18 protein-coding genes and 1 tRNA gene are annotated in these 16,820 nt (G+C 39.6%); 17 read left to right on the top strand and 2 right to left on the bottom strand.

Annotated elements, in window-relative coordinates; genetic code table 11:
- Positions 1 to 27: 27 nt before the first annotated feature.
- From trxB to MHH87_RS14565, 7 genes are all read left to right on the top strand, one after another.
- Positions 28 to 975: a thioredoxin-disulfide reductase gene (gene trxB, locus MHH87_RS14595; protein WP_340749977.1), complete on the top strand. Its 948-nt coding sequence runs from the start codon at positions 28 to 30 to the stop codon at positions 973 to 975.
- 512 nt (positions 976 to 1,487) lie between these two features.
- Positions 1,488 to 1,955, top strand: a complete 468-nt coding sequence (locus MHH87_RS14590) for an 8-oxo-dGTP diphosphatase (RefSeq protein WP_340749976.1) — start codon at positions 1,488 to 1,490, stop codon at positions 1,953 to 1,955.
- A gap of 17 nt (positions 1,956 to 1,972) precedes the next feature.
- Positions 1,973 to 2,857, top strand: a complete 885-nt coding sequence (gene rapZ / locus MHH87_RS14585; RefSeq protein ID WP_340749975.1) for an RNase adapter RapZ — start codon at positions 1,973 to 1,975, stop codon at positions 2,855 to 2,857.
- 4 nt (positions 2,858 to 2,861) lie between these two features.
- The gene (locus MHH87_RS14580) at positions 2,862 to 3,848 is read left to right on the top strand and encodes a gluconeogenesis factor YvcK family protein (RefSeq protein ID WP_340749974.1); all 987 of its coding nucleotides are present in this window, start codon (positions 2,862 to 2,864) and stop codon (positions 3,846 to 3,848) included.
- A 53-nt stretch (positions 3,849 to 3,901) separates the two neighbouring features.
- Positions 3,902 to 4,849: a DNA-binding protein WhiA gene (gene whiA / locus MHH87_RS14575; protein ID WP_340749973.1), complete on the top strand. Its 948-nt coding sequence runs from the start codon at positions 3,902 to 3,904 to the stop codon at positions 4,847 to 4,849.
- 105 nt (positions 4,850 to 4,954) lie between these two features.
- The gene (locus MHH87_RS14570; RefSeq protein WP_340749972.1) at positions 4,955 to 5,212 is read left to right on the top strand and encodes an HPr family phosphocarrier protein; all 258 of its coding nucleotides are present in this window, start codon (positions 4,955 to 4,957) and stop codon (positions 5,210 to 5,212) included.
- A gap of 56 nt (positions 5,213 to 5,268) precedes the next feature.
- Positions 5,269 to 5,502 (top strand): hypothetical protein, encoded by a 234-nt coding sequence (locus MHH87_RS14565; RefSeq protein ID WP_340749971.1) that lies wholly within the window; start codon positions 5,269 to 5,271, stop codon positions 5,500 to 5,502.
- Between the two features lie 238 nt (positions 5,503 to 5,740).
- Here the strand turns inward: MHH87_RS14565 and clpP are convergent, their stop codons facing one another.
- The gene (gene clpP, locus MHH87_RS14560; RefSeq protein ID WP_340749970.1) at positions 5,741 to 6,334 is read right to left on the bottom strand and encodes an ATP-dependent Clp endopeptidase proteolytic subunit ClpP; all 594 of its coding nucleotides are present in this window, start codon (positions 6,332 to 6,334) and stop codon (positions 5,741 to 5,743) included.
- Between the two features lie 259 nt (positions 6,335 to 6,593).
- Here clpP and MHH87_RS14555 point away from each other — a divergent pair.
- The 4 genes from MHH87_RS14555 to MHH87_RS14540 all read left to right on the top strand — a co-directional run bounded on the left by MHH87_RS14555 (position 6,594) and on the right by MHH87_RS14540 (position 9,423).
- Positions 6,594 to 6,668 (top strand) — tRNA-Arg (locus MHH87_RS14555).
- A 518-nt stretch (positions 6,669 to 7,186) separates the two neighbouring features.
- Positions 7,187 to 7,972, top strand: a complete 786-nt coding sequence (locus tag MHH87_RS14550; protein ID WP_340749969.1) for a basic amino acid ABC transporter substrate-binding protein — start codon at positions 7,187 to 7,189, stop codon at positions 7,970 to 7,972.
- A gap of 25 nt (positions 7,973 to 7,997) precedes the next feature.
- Positions 7,998 to 8,708, top strand: coding sequence for an amino acid ABC transporter permease (locus tag MHH87_RS14545; RefSeq protein ID WP_340749968.1), 711 nt, complete (start codon positions 7,998 to 8,000; stop codon positions 8,706 to 8,708).
- Positions 8,701 to 9,423, top strand: a complete 723-nt coding sequence (locus tag MHH87_RS14540; RefSeq protein ID WP_340749967.1) for an amino acid ABC transporter ATP-binding protein — start codon at positions 8,701 to 8,703, stop codon at positions 9,421 to 9,423. Before MHH87_RS14545 ends, MHH87_RS14540 begins: the two co-directional genes overlap by 8 nt.
- 189 nt (positions 9,424 to 9,612) lie before the next feature.
- On the opposite strand, the gene MHH87_RS14535 is transcribed toward MHH87_RS14540, so the two are convergent.
- Positions 9,613 to 10,221 (bottom strand): spore coat protein, encoded by a 609-nt coding sequence (locus tag MHH87_RS14535; RefSeq protein ID WP_340751012.1) that lies wholly within the window; start codon positions 10,219 to 10,221, stop codon positions 9,613 to 9,615.
- Positions 10,222 to 10,413: 192 nt separating this feature from the next.
- On the opposite strand from MHH87_RS14535, the gene MHH87_RS14530 reads away from it, so the two are divergent.
- The 6 genes from MHH87_RS14530 (at position 10,414) to gpmI (ending at position 16,749) form a co-directional block, all read left to right on the top strand.
- Positions 10,414 to 10,647: a glutaredoxin family protein gene (locus tag MHH87_RS14530; RefSeq protein WP_340749966.1), complete on the top strand. Its 234-nt coding sequence runs from the start codon at positions 10,414 to 10,416 to the stop codon at positions 10,645 to 10,647.
- A 167-nt stretch (positions 10,648 to 10,814) separates the two neighbouring features.
- Entirely contained in the window at positions 10,815 to 11,855 is a 1,041-nt protein-coding gene (locus MHH87_RS14525; protein WP_340749965.1) for a sugar-binding transcriptional regulator, read from the top strand.
- Between the two features lie 119 nt (positions 11,856 to 11,974).
- Positions 11,975 to 12,985, top strand: a complete 1,011-nt coding sequence (gene gap, locus MHH87_RS14520) for a type I glyceraldehyde-3-phosphate dehydrogenase (protein ID WP_340749964.1) — start codon at positions 11,975 to 11,977, stop codon at positions 12,983 to 12,985.
- 284 nt (positions 12,986 to 13,269) lie between these two features.
- Positions 13,270 to 14,454, top strand: a complete 1,185-nt coding sequence (locus tag MHH87_RS14515) for a phosphoglycerate kinase (RefSeq protein ID WP_340749963.1) — start codon at positions 13,270 to 13,272, stop codon at positions 14,452 to 14,454.
- A 14-nt stretch (positions 14,455 to 14,468) separates the two neighbouring features.
- Positions 14,469 to 15,230 (top strand): triose-phosphate isomerase, encoded by a 762-nt coding sequence (gene tpiA, locus MHH87_RS14510; protein ID WP_340749962.1) that lies wholly within the window; start codon positions 14,469 to 14,471, stop codon positions 15,228 to 15,230.
- Positions 15,223 to 16,749 (top strand): 2,3-bisphosphoglycerate-independent phosphoglycerate mutase, encoded by a 1,527-nt coding sequence (gene gpmI, locus MHH87_RS14505; RefSeq protein ID WP_340749961.1) that lies wholly within the window; start codon positions 15,223 to 15,225, stop codon positions 16,747 to 16,749. Before tpiA ends, gpmI begins: the two co-directional genes overlap by 8 nt.
- The last annotated feature ends 71 nt before the right edge of the window (positions 16,750 to 16,820 follow it).

Here is a 16,820-nt window from a genome sequence, read left to right as displayed (position 1 = left end):
GGTTTCCATCTTAGAGGAGGAAGTTTCATGGCAGACGAAAAAATTTATGATGTAGTGATTATCGGAGCAGGCCCGGCTGGTATGACAGCAGCAGTTTATACATCCCGTGCAAACATGTCGACATTAATGATCGAGCGCGGCATACCCGGTGGACAAATGGCAAATACAGAAGAAGTTGAAAACTATCCTGGATTTGATCATATTTTAGGGCCAGAACTTTCTACAAAAATGTTTGAGCATGCGAAAAAATTCGGTGCAGAATATGCATATGGTGATGTAACTGAAATTATTGATGGCGAAGAATACAAAACAATCATCTCAGGAAAAAAACAATATAAAACACGTACAATTATCATTTCAACAGGTGCAGAATATAAAAAAATGGGCGTTCCAGGTGAAAAAGAACTGGGAGGACGCGGTGTAAGCTACTGTGCAGTATGTGACGGAGCATTCTTCAAGCAAAAGAACTTAATTGTAGTTGGTGGCGGAGACTCTGCAGTTGAGGAAGGCGTTTACTTAACGCGTTTCGCTGAAAAAGTTACAATTGTGCACCGTCGTGATAAATTACGCGCACAAAAAATTCTACAAGACCGTGCATTTGCAAATGAAAAAGTTGATTTCATCTGGAATACAACAGTGAAAGAAATTCATGAAGCAGATGGAAAGGTAGGAAGTGTAACACTTGTTTCAACAGTAGATGGTACAGAAACAGAGTGGGCAACGGATGGTGTATTCGTTTATGTCGGCATGCTACCGCTAACTTCACCATTTGCAAGCCTGAACGTGTTAAACGAAGCGGGCTATGTTGTAACAAATGAAAAAATGGAGACAGCTGTACCTGGTATTTTTGCAGCGGGTGATGTACGTGACAAAACGTTACGTCAAATCGTTACTGCAACAGGAGATGGAAGCATTGCAGCACAAACTGCGCAACATTATTTAGAAGAGCTAAAAGAAAAATTTAGCCTGGCTTAATCTTTAATGTGTACTTAATCTAATTGTAATTGTTTTGAAACAAAGAAGGTGTAAGATAAACCTATAAAGTGAAAATTCAATGAATAGGGGATGTTCTCGTTCATTGTTCGTTTCACTAATCAGGCATTTACTGCCTATTAATCGGGATCAATTGTTAACCCCCTTTTTTAGTTTTTTTGGTTGCTTCCATGTGGATACACATGGAAGCAACCTCTTTTTATTGTTAAGGAAAATATAAAATTTCGCCATGTGGATAACAATTAAATAAGTAAATGCAACGTCTAGGCTAAAGCGCCAGCCCCTCGAGGTCGCGGTCTGCCCTCGGGCGAAAGTGATGGAGCGTTTACTTTCGCTTCGGGATCTCCAGCGTTTGTCGGGGCTAAGCAGGCGCTTTAGCGCTTTTGTTATTGTTGCTGTGAAAAATAAAAGGATAATGGACGCGTTCTTTTACGGTTGACGCATGAAACGGTATAATAGTAACAAAGAGCAAAGAAAAGGTTTGAGGTGTATATATGCAAAGAATTGCCAATTTGTTAGCCGTACAGCACGGACAAGTATTATTACTACAAAAACCTAGAAGAGGTTGGTATGTAGCACCAGGTGGCAAGATGGAATTAGGCGAATCGATTTATGATTCAGCTATTCGTGAATTTAAAGAAGAAACGAATGTTACACCGAAACATGTACATTTAAAAGGTGTTTATACAATGGTCATTAAAGACGGTGATCGCGTTTTAGATGAATGGATGCTCTATACATTTGTCGCACATGGAGTAGAAGGCACGCCGTTTGAGGAAACACGTGAAGGAAAGTTAGCTTGGCACCCACTTGAAAGCCTAAATGATTTACCAATGGCGCAAGGTGACCGCACAAATTTATTATTTGCGGCATTAAATAAAGGGATGCAATATGGTACATTTGAATATACAGAAGAATTCGAGCTACTTAGCGAAAACATCCAAACATCCATTGAACAATAGTAGAGGAGATGAAATTCATGGGTAGTAGACAATGCTATACACATGAGATAGTCATTATTACAGGCATGTCGGGAGCAGGAAAAACAGTAGCAGTCCAAAGCTTTGAGGATTTAGGTTATTATTGTGTCGACAATTTACCACCGGAGCTATTGACGACATTTTTAGCCTTATTAAAGGAATCTGAGAAAAAAATTACGCGTATTGCAGTTGTAATGGATTTACGCGGACGTGAATTTTTCGAGTCATTAATTGAGTCGCTAGATGCACTACAAAAAGAAGAGGATCTTATTCCGCGTATTTTATTTTTAGAGTCAGATGATGCGACACTTGTTCGCCGCTATAAGGAATCGCGTCGTTCACACCCACTTGCACCACACGGGCTACCACTAGAAGGTATTCAGCATGAACGTAAAATGTTATTTGAGTTAAAGGGACGTGCCAAAACAGTTGTGAATACATCGAATTTAAAGCCTCGCGAACTGCGCGAACGTATTGCAACGGAGTTTTCCAATATGAGTAGCCCTACATTTTCAATTAATGTCATGTCATTTGGTTTCAAGCATGGCTTACCAATTGATGCGGACTTAGTATTTGACGTGCGCTTCTTAAAAAACCCTTATTATGTTGAAGAATTACGCCATAAAACAGGTTTGCAAACCGAAGTGTCATCGTATGTGCTTGCGACAGATGAGACTCAGCAGCTTATTGCGAAGTTGACGGATCTTTTTGCATTTATGATTCCTCAATATAAGGACGAAGGGAAATCTCAGCTTGTCATTGCATTTGGTTGTACAGGAGGCCAGCACCGTTCTGTTACTTTAGCCGAGTACTTTGGGAAATTATTAGGCAACACCGAGCACACGGTTATTACACACAGAGATATCAATCATAGAAAGGATTGATGTAATGAAAAAAAAGAAGACACGCATCGTTGTCATTGGTGGGGGTACAGGGTTATCGACATTAGTTAGGGGGCTCAAGCATTATGCATTTGATATTACTGCCATTGTCACGGTAGCAGATGATGGCGGTTCCTCTGGACGTCTTAGAGATGACTATGATATCCCACCACCTGGAGATGTTCGCAACGTAATTGCAGCCCTTTCGGATGTGGAGCCATTAGTAGAGCAAATGTTTCAGTACCGTTTTTCGCAGTCAGATGATTTAGGTGGCCACTCTCTCGGGAATTTAATGTTAACGGCATTAACCGATATTACTGGTGATTTTAACCATGCGATTGCTGAGATGAGTAAAGTATTAAATGTCCACGGAAAAGTTATCCCTGCCTCCAACAAAAAGGTAACGCTACATGCGGAGCTTCAAAATGGGACTTATATTGTAGGGGAATCCAAAATCCCTTTATGTAAAGCACCTATTAAACGTGTCTTTTTAGAGCCACACAATGTCAAGCCACTGCCAGCAGCCATTCGAGCTATCAATCGCGCCGACTATATTTTAATCGGGCCAGGTAGTTTGTATACGAGCATTATCCCAAATCTGCTCGTTAAAGGAATAGGTGAAGCGATTGTACGGGCAAAGGGGCATAAAATTTATATTTCCAATTTAATGACGCAAAAGGGAGAAACGCTTCATTACACTGCCTCACAGCATGTAGAAGCAATTCATGCACACGTTGGTCGACCATTTATTCAGTCCATTTTGATCAATGATATGGAATTACCGTCGCTCGTTAAAGAAAATTATAAAGAAGAAAATGCCGAGCCTGTCGAGTTTGATACGGCTAAACTTGAGCAGATGGGCATTGATATTATAAAAAAAGACATCGCTACAATTCGTAACGGCTTTGTTCGTCATCATTCTAAAAATGTAGCGCTCTGGTTAAATGACTATGCTAGCATGCACAATACCAAAGAAAATACTAGAAATAATTAACCGTATGTTATCATTTAAGCATACATAGTTTGCAAGGAAAGGGGGACAAATCTATGTCATTTGCATCAGAGACAAAGAAAGAGCTCACACAAATAGAAACAGATGACAATAGTTTAAAGGCAGAAGTATCCGCCCTAATTCGAATGAATGGTTCATTAAGCTTTGCAAATCGGCAGCTAAGCCTAGATGTACAAACAGAAAATGCGGCGATTGCTAGACGACTTTATACCATTATGAAAAAGCTCTATCCATATAATATAGAGCTATTAGTTCGGAAGAAGATGAGACTGAAAAAAAATAATGTATATATTTGCCGTGTTCGCGATGGCGCAAAAGAGCTATTAACGGATTTACAAATTATTTCGGATGATTTTCAGCTTAATCATACAATTGCAAAGACATTAATTGCAAAAAATAATCAGCGTCGAGCTTATTTGCGCGGTGCCTTTTTAGCAGGTGGCTCCGTCAACAATCCAGAAACCTCTTCATACCATTTAGAGGTATACTCTTTATATAAAGAGCATGGAGAGGCGCTAGCCGATTTAATGAATACTTACGAGCTCAATGCAAAAACAATTGAACGAAAAAAAGGTTTTGTCACATACTTAAAGGAGGCCGAGAAAATTTCGGACTTCTTAAATTTAGTTGGCGCACACCAAGCTATGTTAAAATTTGAAGACGTACGCATTGTGCGTGATATGCGGAACAGCGTCAATCGTATAGTTAACTGCGAAACGGCGAATTTAAACAAAACAATTGGTGCTGCAATTCGACAAGTCGACAATATTCGATTTATCGAAAATACTATCGGACTCGATCAGCTGCCTGAAAAGCTTCGAGAAATCGCACGTCTACGCGTAGAATACCAGGATATTACCTTAAAAGAGCTTGGAGAAATGGTATCAACGGGTGTCGTAAGCAAGTCTGGTGTTAATCACCGTCTACGAAAAATTGATGAAATTGCCGATGGACTTCGTCGAGGAGAACAAATTAAAAATTAAAATGGTAACGATTTCATTATTTGGGCATTCTGACGTTGTTCTTTTCCGACAATTTAGATAAGATAAACATATAATTATGAACGGTTGTGAAAGGGAGTTTTGCGAATGGTAGAAAAACAAGTAGAAGTAAAATTAAAATCGGGTTTACAAGCAAGACAAGCCGCGCTTTTCGTACAAGAAGCAAACCGCTTTAGTTCGGATATCTTTTTACAAAAAGAAGATAAAAAAGTAAATGCCAAGTCTATCATGGGCATCATGAGCTTAGCAGTTGCAAAAGGGACAAAGGTGACATTAATTGCAGACGGGCAAGACGCAGAAAATGTTGTGGAGTCTTTAGCAAAATTAATCGAACAAGAAGACTAAGGAGTATGCTCGCTAACTGCAGTTTAGTGAGCATATTTTTAGTTGGTTCTTTCTTAATGACAGTCATTAGCATCCATTGTGGCGATGAGTGGTTATTTATGACAGCTAGCTGTCATAAAATTTCTACAAGCCACAATGGAACAAATAAAGGTTTTACTAGTACATGGCATCACGGATTAGGTGATTTCCGCTTGCTTGGAGTGAGGAAAGTAAAACGTATTTGGACCGCTGCTGCGCGAAAGCAGACCAATTTATTGACAACGGTAGTCATTTTGTTACGGAGCAGTTAGTCGAGAACATTGAGTTATATTTTAGCGGTTAAGAAAGTATAACTTTCTTAACTGCATAAGTAAGGACATCAACTCGCCCTATTTTGGGCGAGTTGTGTCTTTCTAAAAGTGGAGAAAAAATGCTAGGAGTGTAGAATATGGTGGGCGCACTTACTGGTATGTAATTGAATTAACTCTAAATCCAAACAAAAAAGGTATCTCACCCACTTCTGGGTAAAATACCTTTCTAACATACTAATTATTTCTTTTCAACTGAGCGATCGATGATGTGATCGATTAAGCCGTAAGCTTTTGCTTCTTCAGCTGTTTTGAAGTTATCACGATCTGTATCACGAGCAAGTGTTTCGTAATCTTGGCCAGTGTTTGCTGCCATGATACGGTTTAATTTGTCACGTAAGAATAAAATACGTTTTGCTGCGATTTCGATTTCAGTTGCTTGACCTTGTGCGCCACCAAGTGGTTGGTGAATCATCACTTCAGCATTTGGTAGGGCAAAACGTTTGCCTGGTTCACCAGCTGAAAGTAAGAATGCACCCATTGAAGCCGCCATACCGATACAAATTGTTTGTACTTTTGGTTTGATGAAATTCATTGTGTCATAAATTGCCATACCAGCTGTGATTGATCCACCTGGAGAGTTAATGTATAGAGAAATATCTTTCTCTGGATCGTCAGCTTCTAAGAAAAGTAGCTGGGCAACGATTGAGTTTGCTACGTTGTCATCAATTGCACTTCCTAGTAGGATGATACGGTCTTTTAATAAACGTGAGTAGATGTCGTAAGCACGTTCACCGCGGTTTGTTTGCTCAATAACTGTAGGGATTAAATTCATTAGGAAATCCTCCTTTAATAAAGGGTAAATTCGTATACTTTATGCTGAAATTGGAAATAACTTCAGCTGTAATCTTATCATACACAGAATAGTCAATGATGGTCAAATATAAAGTCTGATATTGGTAGTTGAAAAGTACGTCTGACCTTTGTATAATAGGAAAGTCATGAAGTAAATTGTCAAAATGCCTAAAATCAGTTAATAGGTTTTAGCATCCTATTTTCATCCGCTTTATGATTTTACTGTTTTCTTATACTTAGTCCTCGTGGTGTAATGGATAACACTGAAGATTCCGGTTCTTCCGCTGGGGGTTCGATTCCCTCCGAGGGCGCCATTTTACTGTTTAATTTATATATTTTATAGCTATTACCCAATTGTAGCGATTAGTTTAGCAGCTTGATTAGATACAATGGGGAATGAATAGGGTTGGGATAGTATGAACACTGTACCGATTTATTTTATCCCAAATTCATCCTCTTTATACTAATTTTTACAATATTTCCATTTAACAGTTAACGTCAACTATATAAAAAACGTCACATGCTCAAAATGTGACGTTTTTTTTTGCCTAAAAGGGATTTGTCATATGAATATTTATTTGGTAGATAGAAAAGTATAACTTTCCTATCTACATAAGGAAGGGCATCATCTCTCCCTATATTGGGGGAGATGTGTCTTTCGAATAAAACTAAATTTCTATAGTAGAATAGTTTATAAAAATTCATTTCGGTGCAATAATAATCATTATTTATAAAATTCGGTGTTGTATATTAATTCGGCAAACAGTATAATAAACCGAAGTATTGATGATTCAGTATACAAAACATTAATTTATTTAGGAGGAATATTATTATGAAAACAAGTAAATTCTTTAAAATAATTGCTCCATTTGCAGCTGCGTCAATGATTTTAGCGGCTTGTGGTGCAGAGGATAGCTCAACAAAAGATACGGGTGGCAACATCACAAAAATCGTTGCAGGTACTGAGGCAACTTACGCACCATTCGAGTATCTGGATGACAAAGGAAATGTTGTCGGAATTGATGCTGAGATTTTAGCAGCGATCGGTGAAGAAATGGGTGTAGAGACAGAAATTAAAAACGTTGGTTGGGACTCGATGATGAGCCAAGTAACAACAGGCGAAGTTGATATGGGTGCAGCAGCGATCACAATTACAGATGAACGTAAAGAAACATACGATTTCACAGAACCATACTATGAAGCATCTTTACTAATCGTGACAAAAGAAGATTCAAACATTGCTTCTTTTGAAGAGTTAAAGGATAAAAAAGTATCCGTGCAAATCAATACAACAGGTCATATTGCTGCACAAGAATTACAAGGGATTGCAAGCTCAAATACTTTAGCCTATGAAAACTTCTCGGTTGCGTTAACAGAAGTATTAACAGGGGCGACAGTTGCAGCGATCGGTGATAATGCCGTTATTTTAGATTACCTAAAAAATAATCCGGATTCAGGATTAAAAGCAATTGAAGATGATTCATTTAAAGTAGACCACTTCGGCTTCATGGTGAAAAAAGGTAACAAAGAATTACTTGATTTATTAAACGAAGGTTTACAAAAAATTAAAGACAACGGTAAGTTAGCTGAAATTACAGGCACTAAAGAAATCGAATAATCTAAAGTAAATGGAGGTGTTTCAGATGGAGCTTTTTGATTTTTTCCGCTGGGATATAATCTGGAACTACCGTGAATTATATATAAAAGGTATTTGGGCAACAATCGTTCTAACTGCATGTGGTTATTTTGGTGGGATATTCTTCGGTCTGTTTTTAGGGCTAGGAGAAGTTTCAAAGAAAAAGTGGATTTATTGGCCATGTAAGCTTTACGTCGATGTATTTCGTGGAACACCGATGCTCGTACAATTATTATTAATTCACTTAGCGGTAATCCCAACAATTTTTGGTCAGTCAATGGGCTGGTGGGTATCCGGGATTATAGGTTTAATTTTGAATAGCGCGGCATACAATGCAGAAATTTTCCGTGCAGGAATTCAATCAATTGATAAAGGACAAATGGAGGCGGCTCGTTCCCTTGGTTTAACTCATAACCAAGCAATGCGCAAAGTTATCCTACCACAAGCATTCCGTCGTATGATTCCACCACTAGGGAATGAATTTATTGCATTGTTAAAAGATTCATCATTAGTAACAGTCATCGCAGGTTCAGAAATTTTATATGTAAGTAAAGTAGTTGCAGGAACGTACCAACGTTTCTGGGAGCCGTATTTATTTGCAGCGTTCTTATATTTAGTTTTAACGTACGGTGTAACAAAAATTATTGGGTTTGTTGAAAAACGAGCAAACAATAGTTACAACCCGCGTAAAAGAAAGGGCGCGTTAAATCATGATTAAAGTAGAAAATTTACACAAACATTTCGGCAAGCTTGAAGTTTTAAAAGGTATCGATTATGAAATTAAAGAAAAAGAAGTGGTGTGCGTAATCGGGCCATCTGGTTCAGGCAAAAGTACATTCCTTCGTTGCATTAACTTGCTGGAAGAAGTAACGGATGGAGCCATTTATATTGAAGGCGTCAAAATTAATGATCCTAAAGCCAATATAAATGAAATTCGTACTGAAGTCGGCATGGTGTTTCAGCAGTTTAACCTATTCCCACATATGTCAGTTATTGATAACATTATGATGGCGCCGATGCAAATTCGAAAATTATCTAAAAAAGAGGCAGAACAGCTAGCGCTTGAACTTTTAGATAAAGTCGGATTACGCGCAAAGGCAGATAACTTCCCGCAGCAACTTTCAGGTGGTCAGCAGCAACGTGTAGCAATTGCCCGTGCACTCGCGATGAAGCCAAAAATTATGCTGTTTGATGAACCTACATCAGCGCTAGACCCTGAAATGGTAAATGAGGTTTTAGAAGTAATGAAAAGCCTTGCACTTGAAGGGATGACAATGGTAGTCGTAACGCATGAAATGGGTTTTGCACGTGAAGTAGGTGACCGTGTACTATTTATGGACGGTGGTTATATTGTGGAAGAAGGACATCCAGATAAATTATTCGGGAACCCTCAAAATGAGCGCACAAAAGCATTTTTAGGGAAAGTCTTATAAATAGAAAATCCATTCGAGGCAACTTGCCCCGAATGGATTTTTTTACAATTGGCGGATAAACACAGTGAATTGGCGGATATAGGAGTAATTTTGGCGGATAACTCGTAAAGTTTGGCGGATAACTCAAAAAAATTGGCGGATAACTCGAAAAATTCCACGCAAAAAGTACGAGCATCGCCAAAGCACCTATTAGTTCGGCATATTCTTTGCTCTTTGTGCTGGACCGTACTTATTCAACATTGTATTCATATCCGTTGGCGATAGCTTTGGCACTTGGTAAATGCCCTTTTTATTTTGATAAATGGAGAGTTCATACGCCATCTCAATACAGTTTGGAACGGAATCCTGCAGAACGCGGCGTACAACAGGGTTTGTTACTTCAAGTGCAGCCCCTGTTTTTCCAGTTGCCCCTGCTTTATGAATGCCGAGTAAAAAGCCTGAAATCATCGCATCATTTAACTCTTGTGCTGACTGAATTGGCTTTTTGGCTTCACTTGGTGTTAGACCGTACGTAAAATCATTGCCTGTTTGCATATTGTAGGAGCGTGTCGGATGCTTTGGATCTTGCCCTGTTTTGTAACACTCCACCGTAATATTGTATTCATCAAGCATGAATGCATATTGTTTGTCTAAAATAGAAAGAAGCTCCGGACATTGTACTTGATCACGTAGTAAAACGTAATGGTTTAAACCACCAATCATTGAACTGAGTACTTCATGCACATCCAATACTTCATGGGCACCGTGATTCATAGATAGTGGGGGTATTTCATTATTGGCTGAATAATCGTTAGACATATTTTCGTTCAATTTGTTCTCCTCCATTTCTTCATCGTTCATTGAAAAGTTTGGTCGTTTTCGTAATGATCTATACGTAAGTTTTGAATGAAGTAATTGGTTTATCAAAAAATGAATAGGTAGTTATCGATTAAACCAACTACATCTCAACTAAAAATTCCCTTATAATAAACACAGGAGGCGATTCATTTTATGAAGGTTCAATTTTACAGTAGACCGAATTGTGAGCTATGTGTTAAAGGCTTGCAGCAGCTTAAACTTGTACAAGAGGATTTCTCATTTGCAATCGACATTATTAATATTGAAGAAGACGAAGCGCTACATGAGAAATTCATGGTCATGATTCCTGTTGTGGAGCGAGATGGACAAATCATTCAATATGGTCTACTTGATTATCCCACATTACTTGAGGCGTTTAGCGATTGAGCTGACGCCTTTTAATAGATAAATTATCTAATAAATGAAAAAACATTTGCTTCCGAAAAGTATTCATCTTATAATAAGTGCAGGAAGTATTTTTTTTGCTACAAGTGGGACAAAATTTTACGGCATGGGACAGGAATCGCCCAGCTATATTTAGTAGGTGATTTTTTTTGGACGGATTTTCATTTTTTGAAGCTGAGCGAAGGCTTATGCCTGAAATGGATATGCTATTAAAAAAGCGGTTTCGTATTTTACAAGCAGTTTTTTTAACAGGTCCAATTGGGCGGCGCACATTAGCAGATCAATTGCAGCTTACGGAGCGAGAAATTCGCAACGAAACGACAACCTTAAATGAACAGCAATTAATTGCGATTCAACAAAAGGGTATGGTTTGCACGCAACAAGGATATGAAGTATTAGAGCAGCTGAAAGCATTGATCCATGAACTATCCGGGCTTGCCCATAAAGAACAACAGCTTGCCGCACGTTTTAGTATCGAAAAGGTTATTATCGTTCCAGGTGATGTAGCACAGGATGCGACAATCTTATCGCAGCTTGGTAAAGAAGCCAGTACCGTGCTGGCAAATAGTGCGATAGAAAATAGCAAGGTTGCTGTTACAGGTGGAAGTTCTGTTGCCGCATTAACAAGTTTTTTATCACCTGTAAAGCCATTAAACAGCGTGCAGTTTATTGCCGCACGTGGCGGTATCGGGGATGAAATGAGCTTACAGGCAAATACGCTTGTTGCACAGTTTGCAGAGCAATGTGACAGCACTTACCGTTCACTATTTTTACCCGAATATTTAAGTGAGCAGGCATACCAAGCGATGAAGGAAGAGCCAATTGTTAAAGATATGATGGCGCTCTATGATACGGTGAATATTGTGATTCATGGCATTGGCGCAGCAAAGGAAATGGCAAATAGGCGCAATAGTTCAGCGCAAGACCGACAATTGCTAGCCGAAAAAGGTGCTGTTGGAGAAGCATTTGGGTATTATTTCGACGAGCAGGGTGAAATCGTTCATCATATTCACACAATTGGTATTCAGCTTACCCAAGTTCGGAAAAGCGATAAAGTCATTGCGATTGCTGCAGGAGTAGAGAAGGCTAACGCCATTCAAGCCTACTTCAAAAATGCCGCACCCCAAACAATATTAATTACTGATGAACGTGCAGCAAATGAAATTTTAACTTCGTATAGTGCGCTTTAAACGCCCGCTGTACGAAGTTAGTCTCAACGCAATTATGCAGTTGTATAGTTGATGGTGTTTTTTATAGTGTCGCTTAGCGCATACTATTTAAATAAATTTATTAATTGGAGGAATTAGACATGGCATTACAATTAGCAATTAACGGATTTGGTCGTATCGGACGTTTAGTGTTCCGTGAGGCAATGAAGCATGATGAATTTGAAGTAGTAGCAGTAAATGACTTAACAGATGCAGGTCAACTAGCACATTTATTAAAATACGACTCAGTTCATGGTGTGTATGATGCGGATGTTCAAGCAGAAGAAAATGCATTTATCGTAGATGGTAAACGCGTTCATGTATATTCTGAAAAAGACCCAGCAAACTTACCGTGGGGTGAACTAGGCGTTGACGTTGTGCTTGAATGTACAGGTAGATTCCGTTCAATGGAAGAAGTTTCAAAACATATCGAAGCAGGCGCGAGAAAAACAATCCTTTCAGCACCAGCAAAAGGTGATATGCCAACGTATGTAATGGGTGTTAACCATACAGATTACGACCTATCAGAAAATGTAATCTCTAATGCTTCTTGTACGACAAACTGTTTAGCACCACTTGCGAAAGTGTTGGATGAAAAATTTGGTATTAAACGTGGTATGATGACAACTATTCACTCGTACACAAATGACCAACGAATTCTTGACTTCCCACACTCTGATCCTCGCCGTGCACGTGCAGGCGCAGTATCAATGATTCCAACAACAACGGGTGCAGCACTTGCCGTTTCAAAAGTATTACCACAACTTAAAGGTAAATTAGACGGCTTCTCGATGCGTGTACCAACGCCGAACGTTTCTTGCGTAGACTTAGTTGTTGAGCTAAATACAGAAGTAACAACGGAATCTGTCAACGCAACACTAAAAGAAGCATCTGAAGGCGAATTAAAGGGCATTCTTGCTTACAATGAATTACCTTTAGTATCAATTGACTACAATGGAAACTCAGCATCCTCAACAATTGATGGTTTATCTACGATGGTAATGGAAGGTCAAATGGTGAAAATTGTTTCTTGGTATGACAATGAAATCGGCTATTCAACTCGACTTATGGACTTAGCACTTTACATCGCAAGACAAGGTTTAGAAGACTAAAATCTAAATGTGACATACTTTTTTCAAATCGGTGAAAAAGTGTAACATATTACACGTAAACTGTTATGAAAAGTATAGCCTTTAAATAGCATAGCATTTATAATATATGAGGGTAAGGAGCGGAAGGGATTACCTATTCGCTCCTTTTTTTGTAATTGGACATAGGCAACGCTTTGTTCATGCAAGACATACATATAGAGTTTTGTTACTATTTGAAGTAGCAAGTCTATTTTTTAATAACAAAAGGGTGACACCTTTTCCAAAATTGAAGGAGGGTTTTCTTCATGTTTTTAAAGAAGACGATGAATGATGTAAATGTTAAAGGGAAGCGCGTATTTGTGCGCGTTGATTTCAATGTACCGATGGAAGATGGTCGTATTACGGATGAAACACGTATTCGCGCAGCCATCCCAACAATTAAACAGCTAGTAGAACAAGGGGCAAAAGTAATTTTAGCCTCTCATTTAGGTCGTCCAAAAGGCGAAGTAAAAGAAGAGTTGCGTTTAACAGCGGTGGGTGAACGCCTGGCTGAATTAATGGGACGTCCAGTAAAGAAACTTGACGAATCAATTGGTGAAGCGGTAGAAGCAGCTGTGAATGAAATGCTGGACGGCGAGATCGTTTTACTTGAAAACGTACGCTTCCATAAAGGCGAAGAGAAAAACGATGAAGAGCTATCAAGAAGCTTTGCAAAGCTAGCGGATCTATATGTAAATGATGCATTCGGCGCTGCTCACCGTGCCCATGCTTCTACAGAAGGTATCGCAAAATTTGTACCGGCTGTGTCAGGTCTTTTAATGGAAAAAGAGCTAGATGTACTTGGGAAGGCATTATCAGAGCCAGAGCGTCCATTTACAGCAATTATCGGCGGCGCAAAAGTGAAGGATAAAATTGGTGTCATCGAAAACCTACTAGATAAAGTAGATCACTTAATTATCGGTGGCGGCTTGTCTTTCACGTTCACTAAGGCGCAAGGCCACGCTATCGGAAAGTCACTACTTGAAGAAGATAAGATTGCGCTAGCAAAATCGTTTATTGAAAAAGCGAAAGAAAAGGGCGTCGAGCTTCATATGCCGATCGATACAGTGGTGGCAAATGAATTCTCAAAAGATGCAGAAACAAAAGTAGTCGATGTGGATGCAATTCCTGCTGACTGGATGGGCCTTGATATTGGACCAAAAACAGCGGCGAAATATGCAGAAATTATTGAAAGCTCTAAATTAATCATTTGGAACGGGCCAATGGGTGTGTTTGAAATGGACAAATTCGCAAATGGTACGAAAACTGTAGCGGACGCAATGGCGCGTACGGCAGGCTACACAATTATCGGCGGTGGCGATTCAGCTGCAGCAGTAGAAAAATTTGAAGTAGCAGGCAAGATGGACCACATTTCAACAGGTGGCGGTGCGTCTCTAGAGTTAATGGAAGGCAAAGAACTTCCTGGAATTGTAGCATTGAATGATAAGTAATGGAGGGATGTAGGATGCGTAAACCGATAATAGCTGGAAACTGGAAAATGTATAAAACATTTGATGAAGCAGTAGATTTTGTGGAAGCTATCCAAGAAGCAATTCCTTCAGAAGAAAAGGTAGATACGGTCATTTGTGCACCAGCACTATACTTGCCAACATTAGTTGTAGCAGCAGAAGATACGGATTTGGCAATTGGTGCACAGAACATGCATTTTGAAGATGAAGGTGCATTTACAGGGGAAATTAGTCCAGCAATGCTTTCGACAATCCATGTAGATTACGTGATTTTAGGGCATTCTGAGCGCCGCGAATTGTTTAATGAAACAGACGAAGCAGTGAACAAAAAAGTACGCGCGGCATTAAATCATGGTATTGTGCCAATTATTTGCTGCGGTGAAACTTTAGAAGAGCGCGAGGCAGGTTCGACGGAAGCGAAAGTTTCTGGTCAAATTCGTGCGGCCCTTGAAGGCTTTACAGCAGAAGAAGTGGCGCATATGGTACTAGCATACGAGCCAATTTGGGCAATCGGTACTGGTAAAACAGCAACAGCAGACGATGCAAATGCAGTATGTGGCGCGATTCGTGCGGTTGTTGCAGATCTTTACGACTCAGAAACCTCAGAAACAGTACGCATTCAGTATGGCGGTAGCGTAAAACCGGAAAACATCGTGGAATTACTAGGGAAAGAGCATATTGATGGAGCTCTTGTAGGAGGAGCAAGCCTACAACCAGATTCTTACTTAAAATTATTGGAGGCAGCAGCTAATGCCTAAACAGCCAGTTGCACTAATCATATTAGACGGCTTAGCTTTTCGAGATGAAGTGAAAGGGAATGCCGTAGCACAAGCAAATAAACCAAATTTTGATCGTTATTGGAACACTTATTCAAACGCCACATTGATTGCGAGTGGTGAAGAAGTAGGACTACCAGAAGGTCAAATGGGAAACTCCGAAGTTGGTCACTTAAATATTGGTGCGGGCCGCATTGTCTACCAAAGCTTAACGCGCATTCATAAATCCATTCGTGAGGGAGATTTTTTCCGTAACGCGCAGTTTTTAGAAGCAGTAAATCATGCCAAACAAAACAGCTCAAAGCTTCATTTAATGGGGTTACTTTCTGATGGTGGGGTGCATAGTCATTATGAACACCTTTTTGCCCTCTTAAAGCTAGCAAAAGCAAACGGGCTAGAGGAAGTATATGTTCACGGCTTCCTTGACGGACGTGATGTTGGACCGACAACAGCAATTAGCTACATCGAAGAAACAGAAAAGAAAATGGCAGAAATCGGTATTGGTAAATTCGCATCACTTCATGGACGATACTACGCAATGGACCGCGATAAGCGCTGGGACCGCGTACAGTTAACTTACAATGCCTTAGTAGATGGTATTGGTCAAACAGCAGTGTCAGCAGTTGCCGGTGTAGAATCATCGTACGCGCAAGATGTTGCTGACGAGTTTGTCCTTCCACTAGTTATTACACAGGAAAACCATCCAGTCGATACAATCGAATCAAACGATGCAGTAATTTTCTTTAATTTCCGTCCAGACCGTGCGATTCAACTATCAAAAGTATTTACGAATCCAGCGTTTGACGGCTTCGAGCTTTCAGACAAGCATCCAACGAATTTGAAATTTGTATCATTTACACAATATAGTGATGAAGTAAATGCACTTGTTGCTTTTGAAACGGATAATCTCGTAAATACTTTTGGAGAAGTATTAGCTAAAAATGGGAAAACTCAATTACGTATTGCCGAAACAGAAAAGTATCCGCACGTAACGTTCTTTATGAGCGGTGGACGTGAGGAGAAATTTGACGGAGAAGAACGCATTTTAGTCGCTTCACCGAAAGTAGCAACGTATGATTTACAGCCCGAAATGAGTGCCTATGAAGTAACGGATGCCTTGCTTCAAGAAATTGCTGCGGACAAGTTTGATGCGATTTTATTAAACTTCGCGAATCCAGACATGGTTGGTCATAGCGGCATGCTAGAGCCAACCATAAAAGCAATCGAAGTGGTAGATGAATGTCTAGGTAAAGTAGTAGATGCAATTCTTGATAAAGGCGGCGCTGCAATTATTACAGCGGACCACGGCAACTCGGATGAGGTGATTACATTAGATGATCAGCCGATGACAGCCCATACAACAAATCCAGTGCCAGTCATTGTGACAAAACCAGGTGTTGTACTGCGTAATGATGGAATTTTAGCTGACCTAGCACCTACTATGTTAAAACTTTTAGAAGTAGAGCAACCTGAAGAAATGACAGGGAAATCATTATTTTAACTTTGTTCAGTATTGAACTTACAAAGCAAAAGTCTTTGGCGGATGTCACGCATTTCGCCTAGAAAAATGGA

The sequence above is a fragment of the Solibacillus sp. FSL H8-0538 genome (assembly GCF_038003525.1).
GTDB lineage: Bacteria > Bacillota > Bacilli > Bacillales_A > Planococcaceae > JBBOPI01.
Note: the sequence above shows the minus strand (reverse complement) of the source record. Positions and strands in the feature narration are given on the sequence as shown.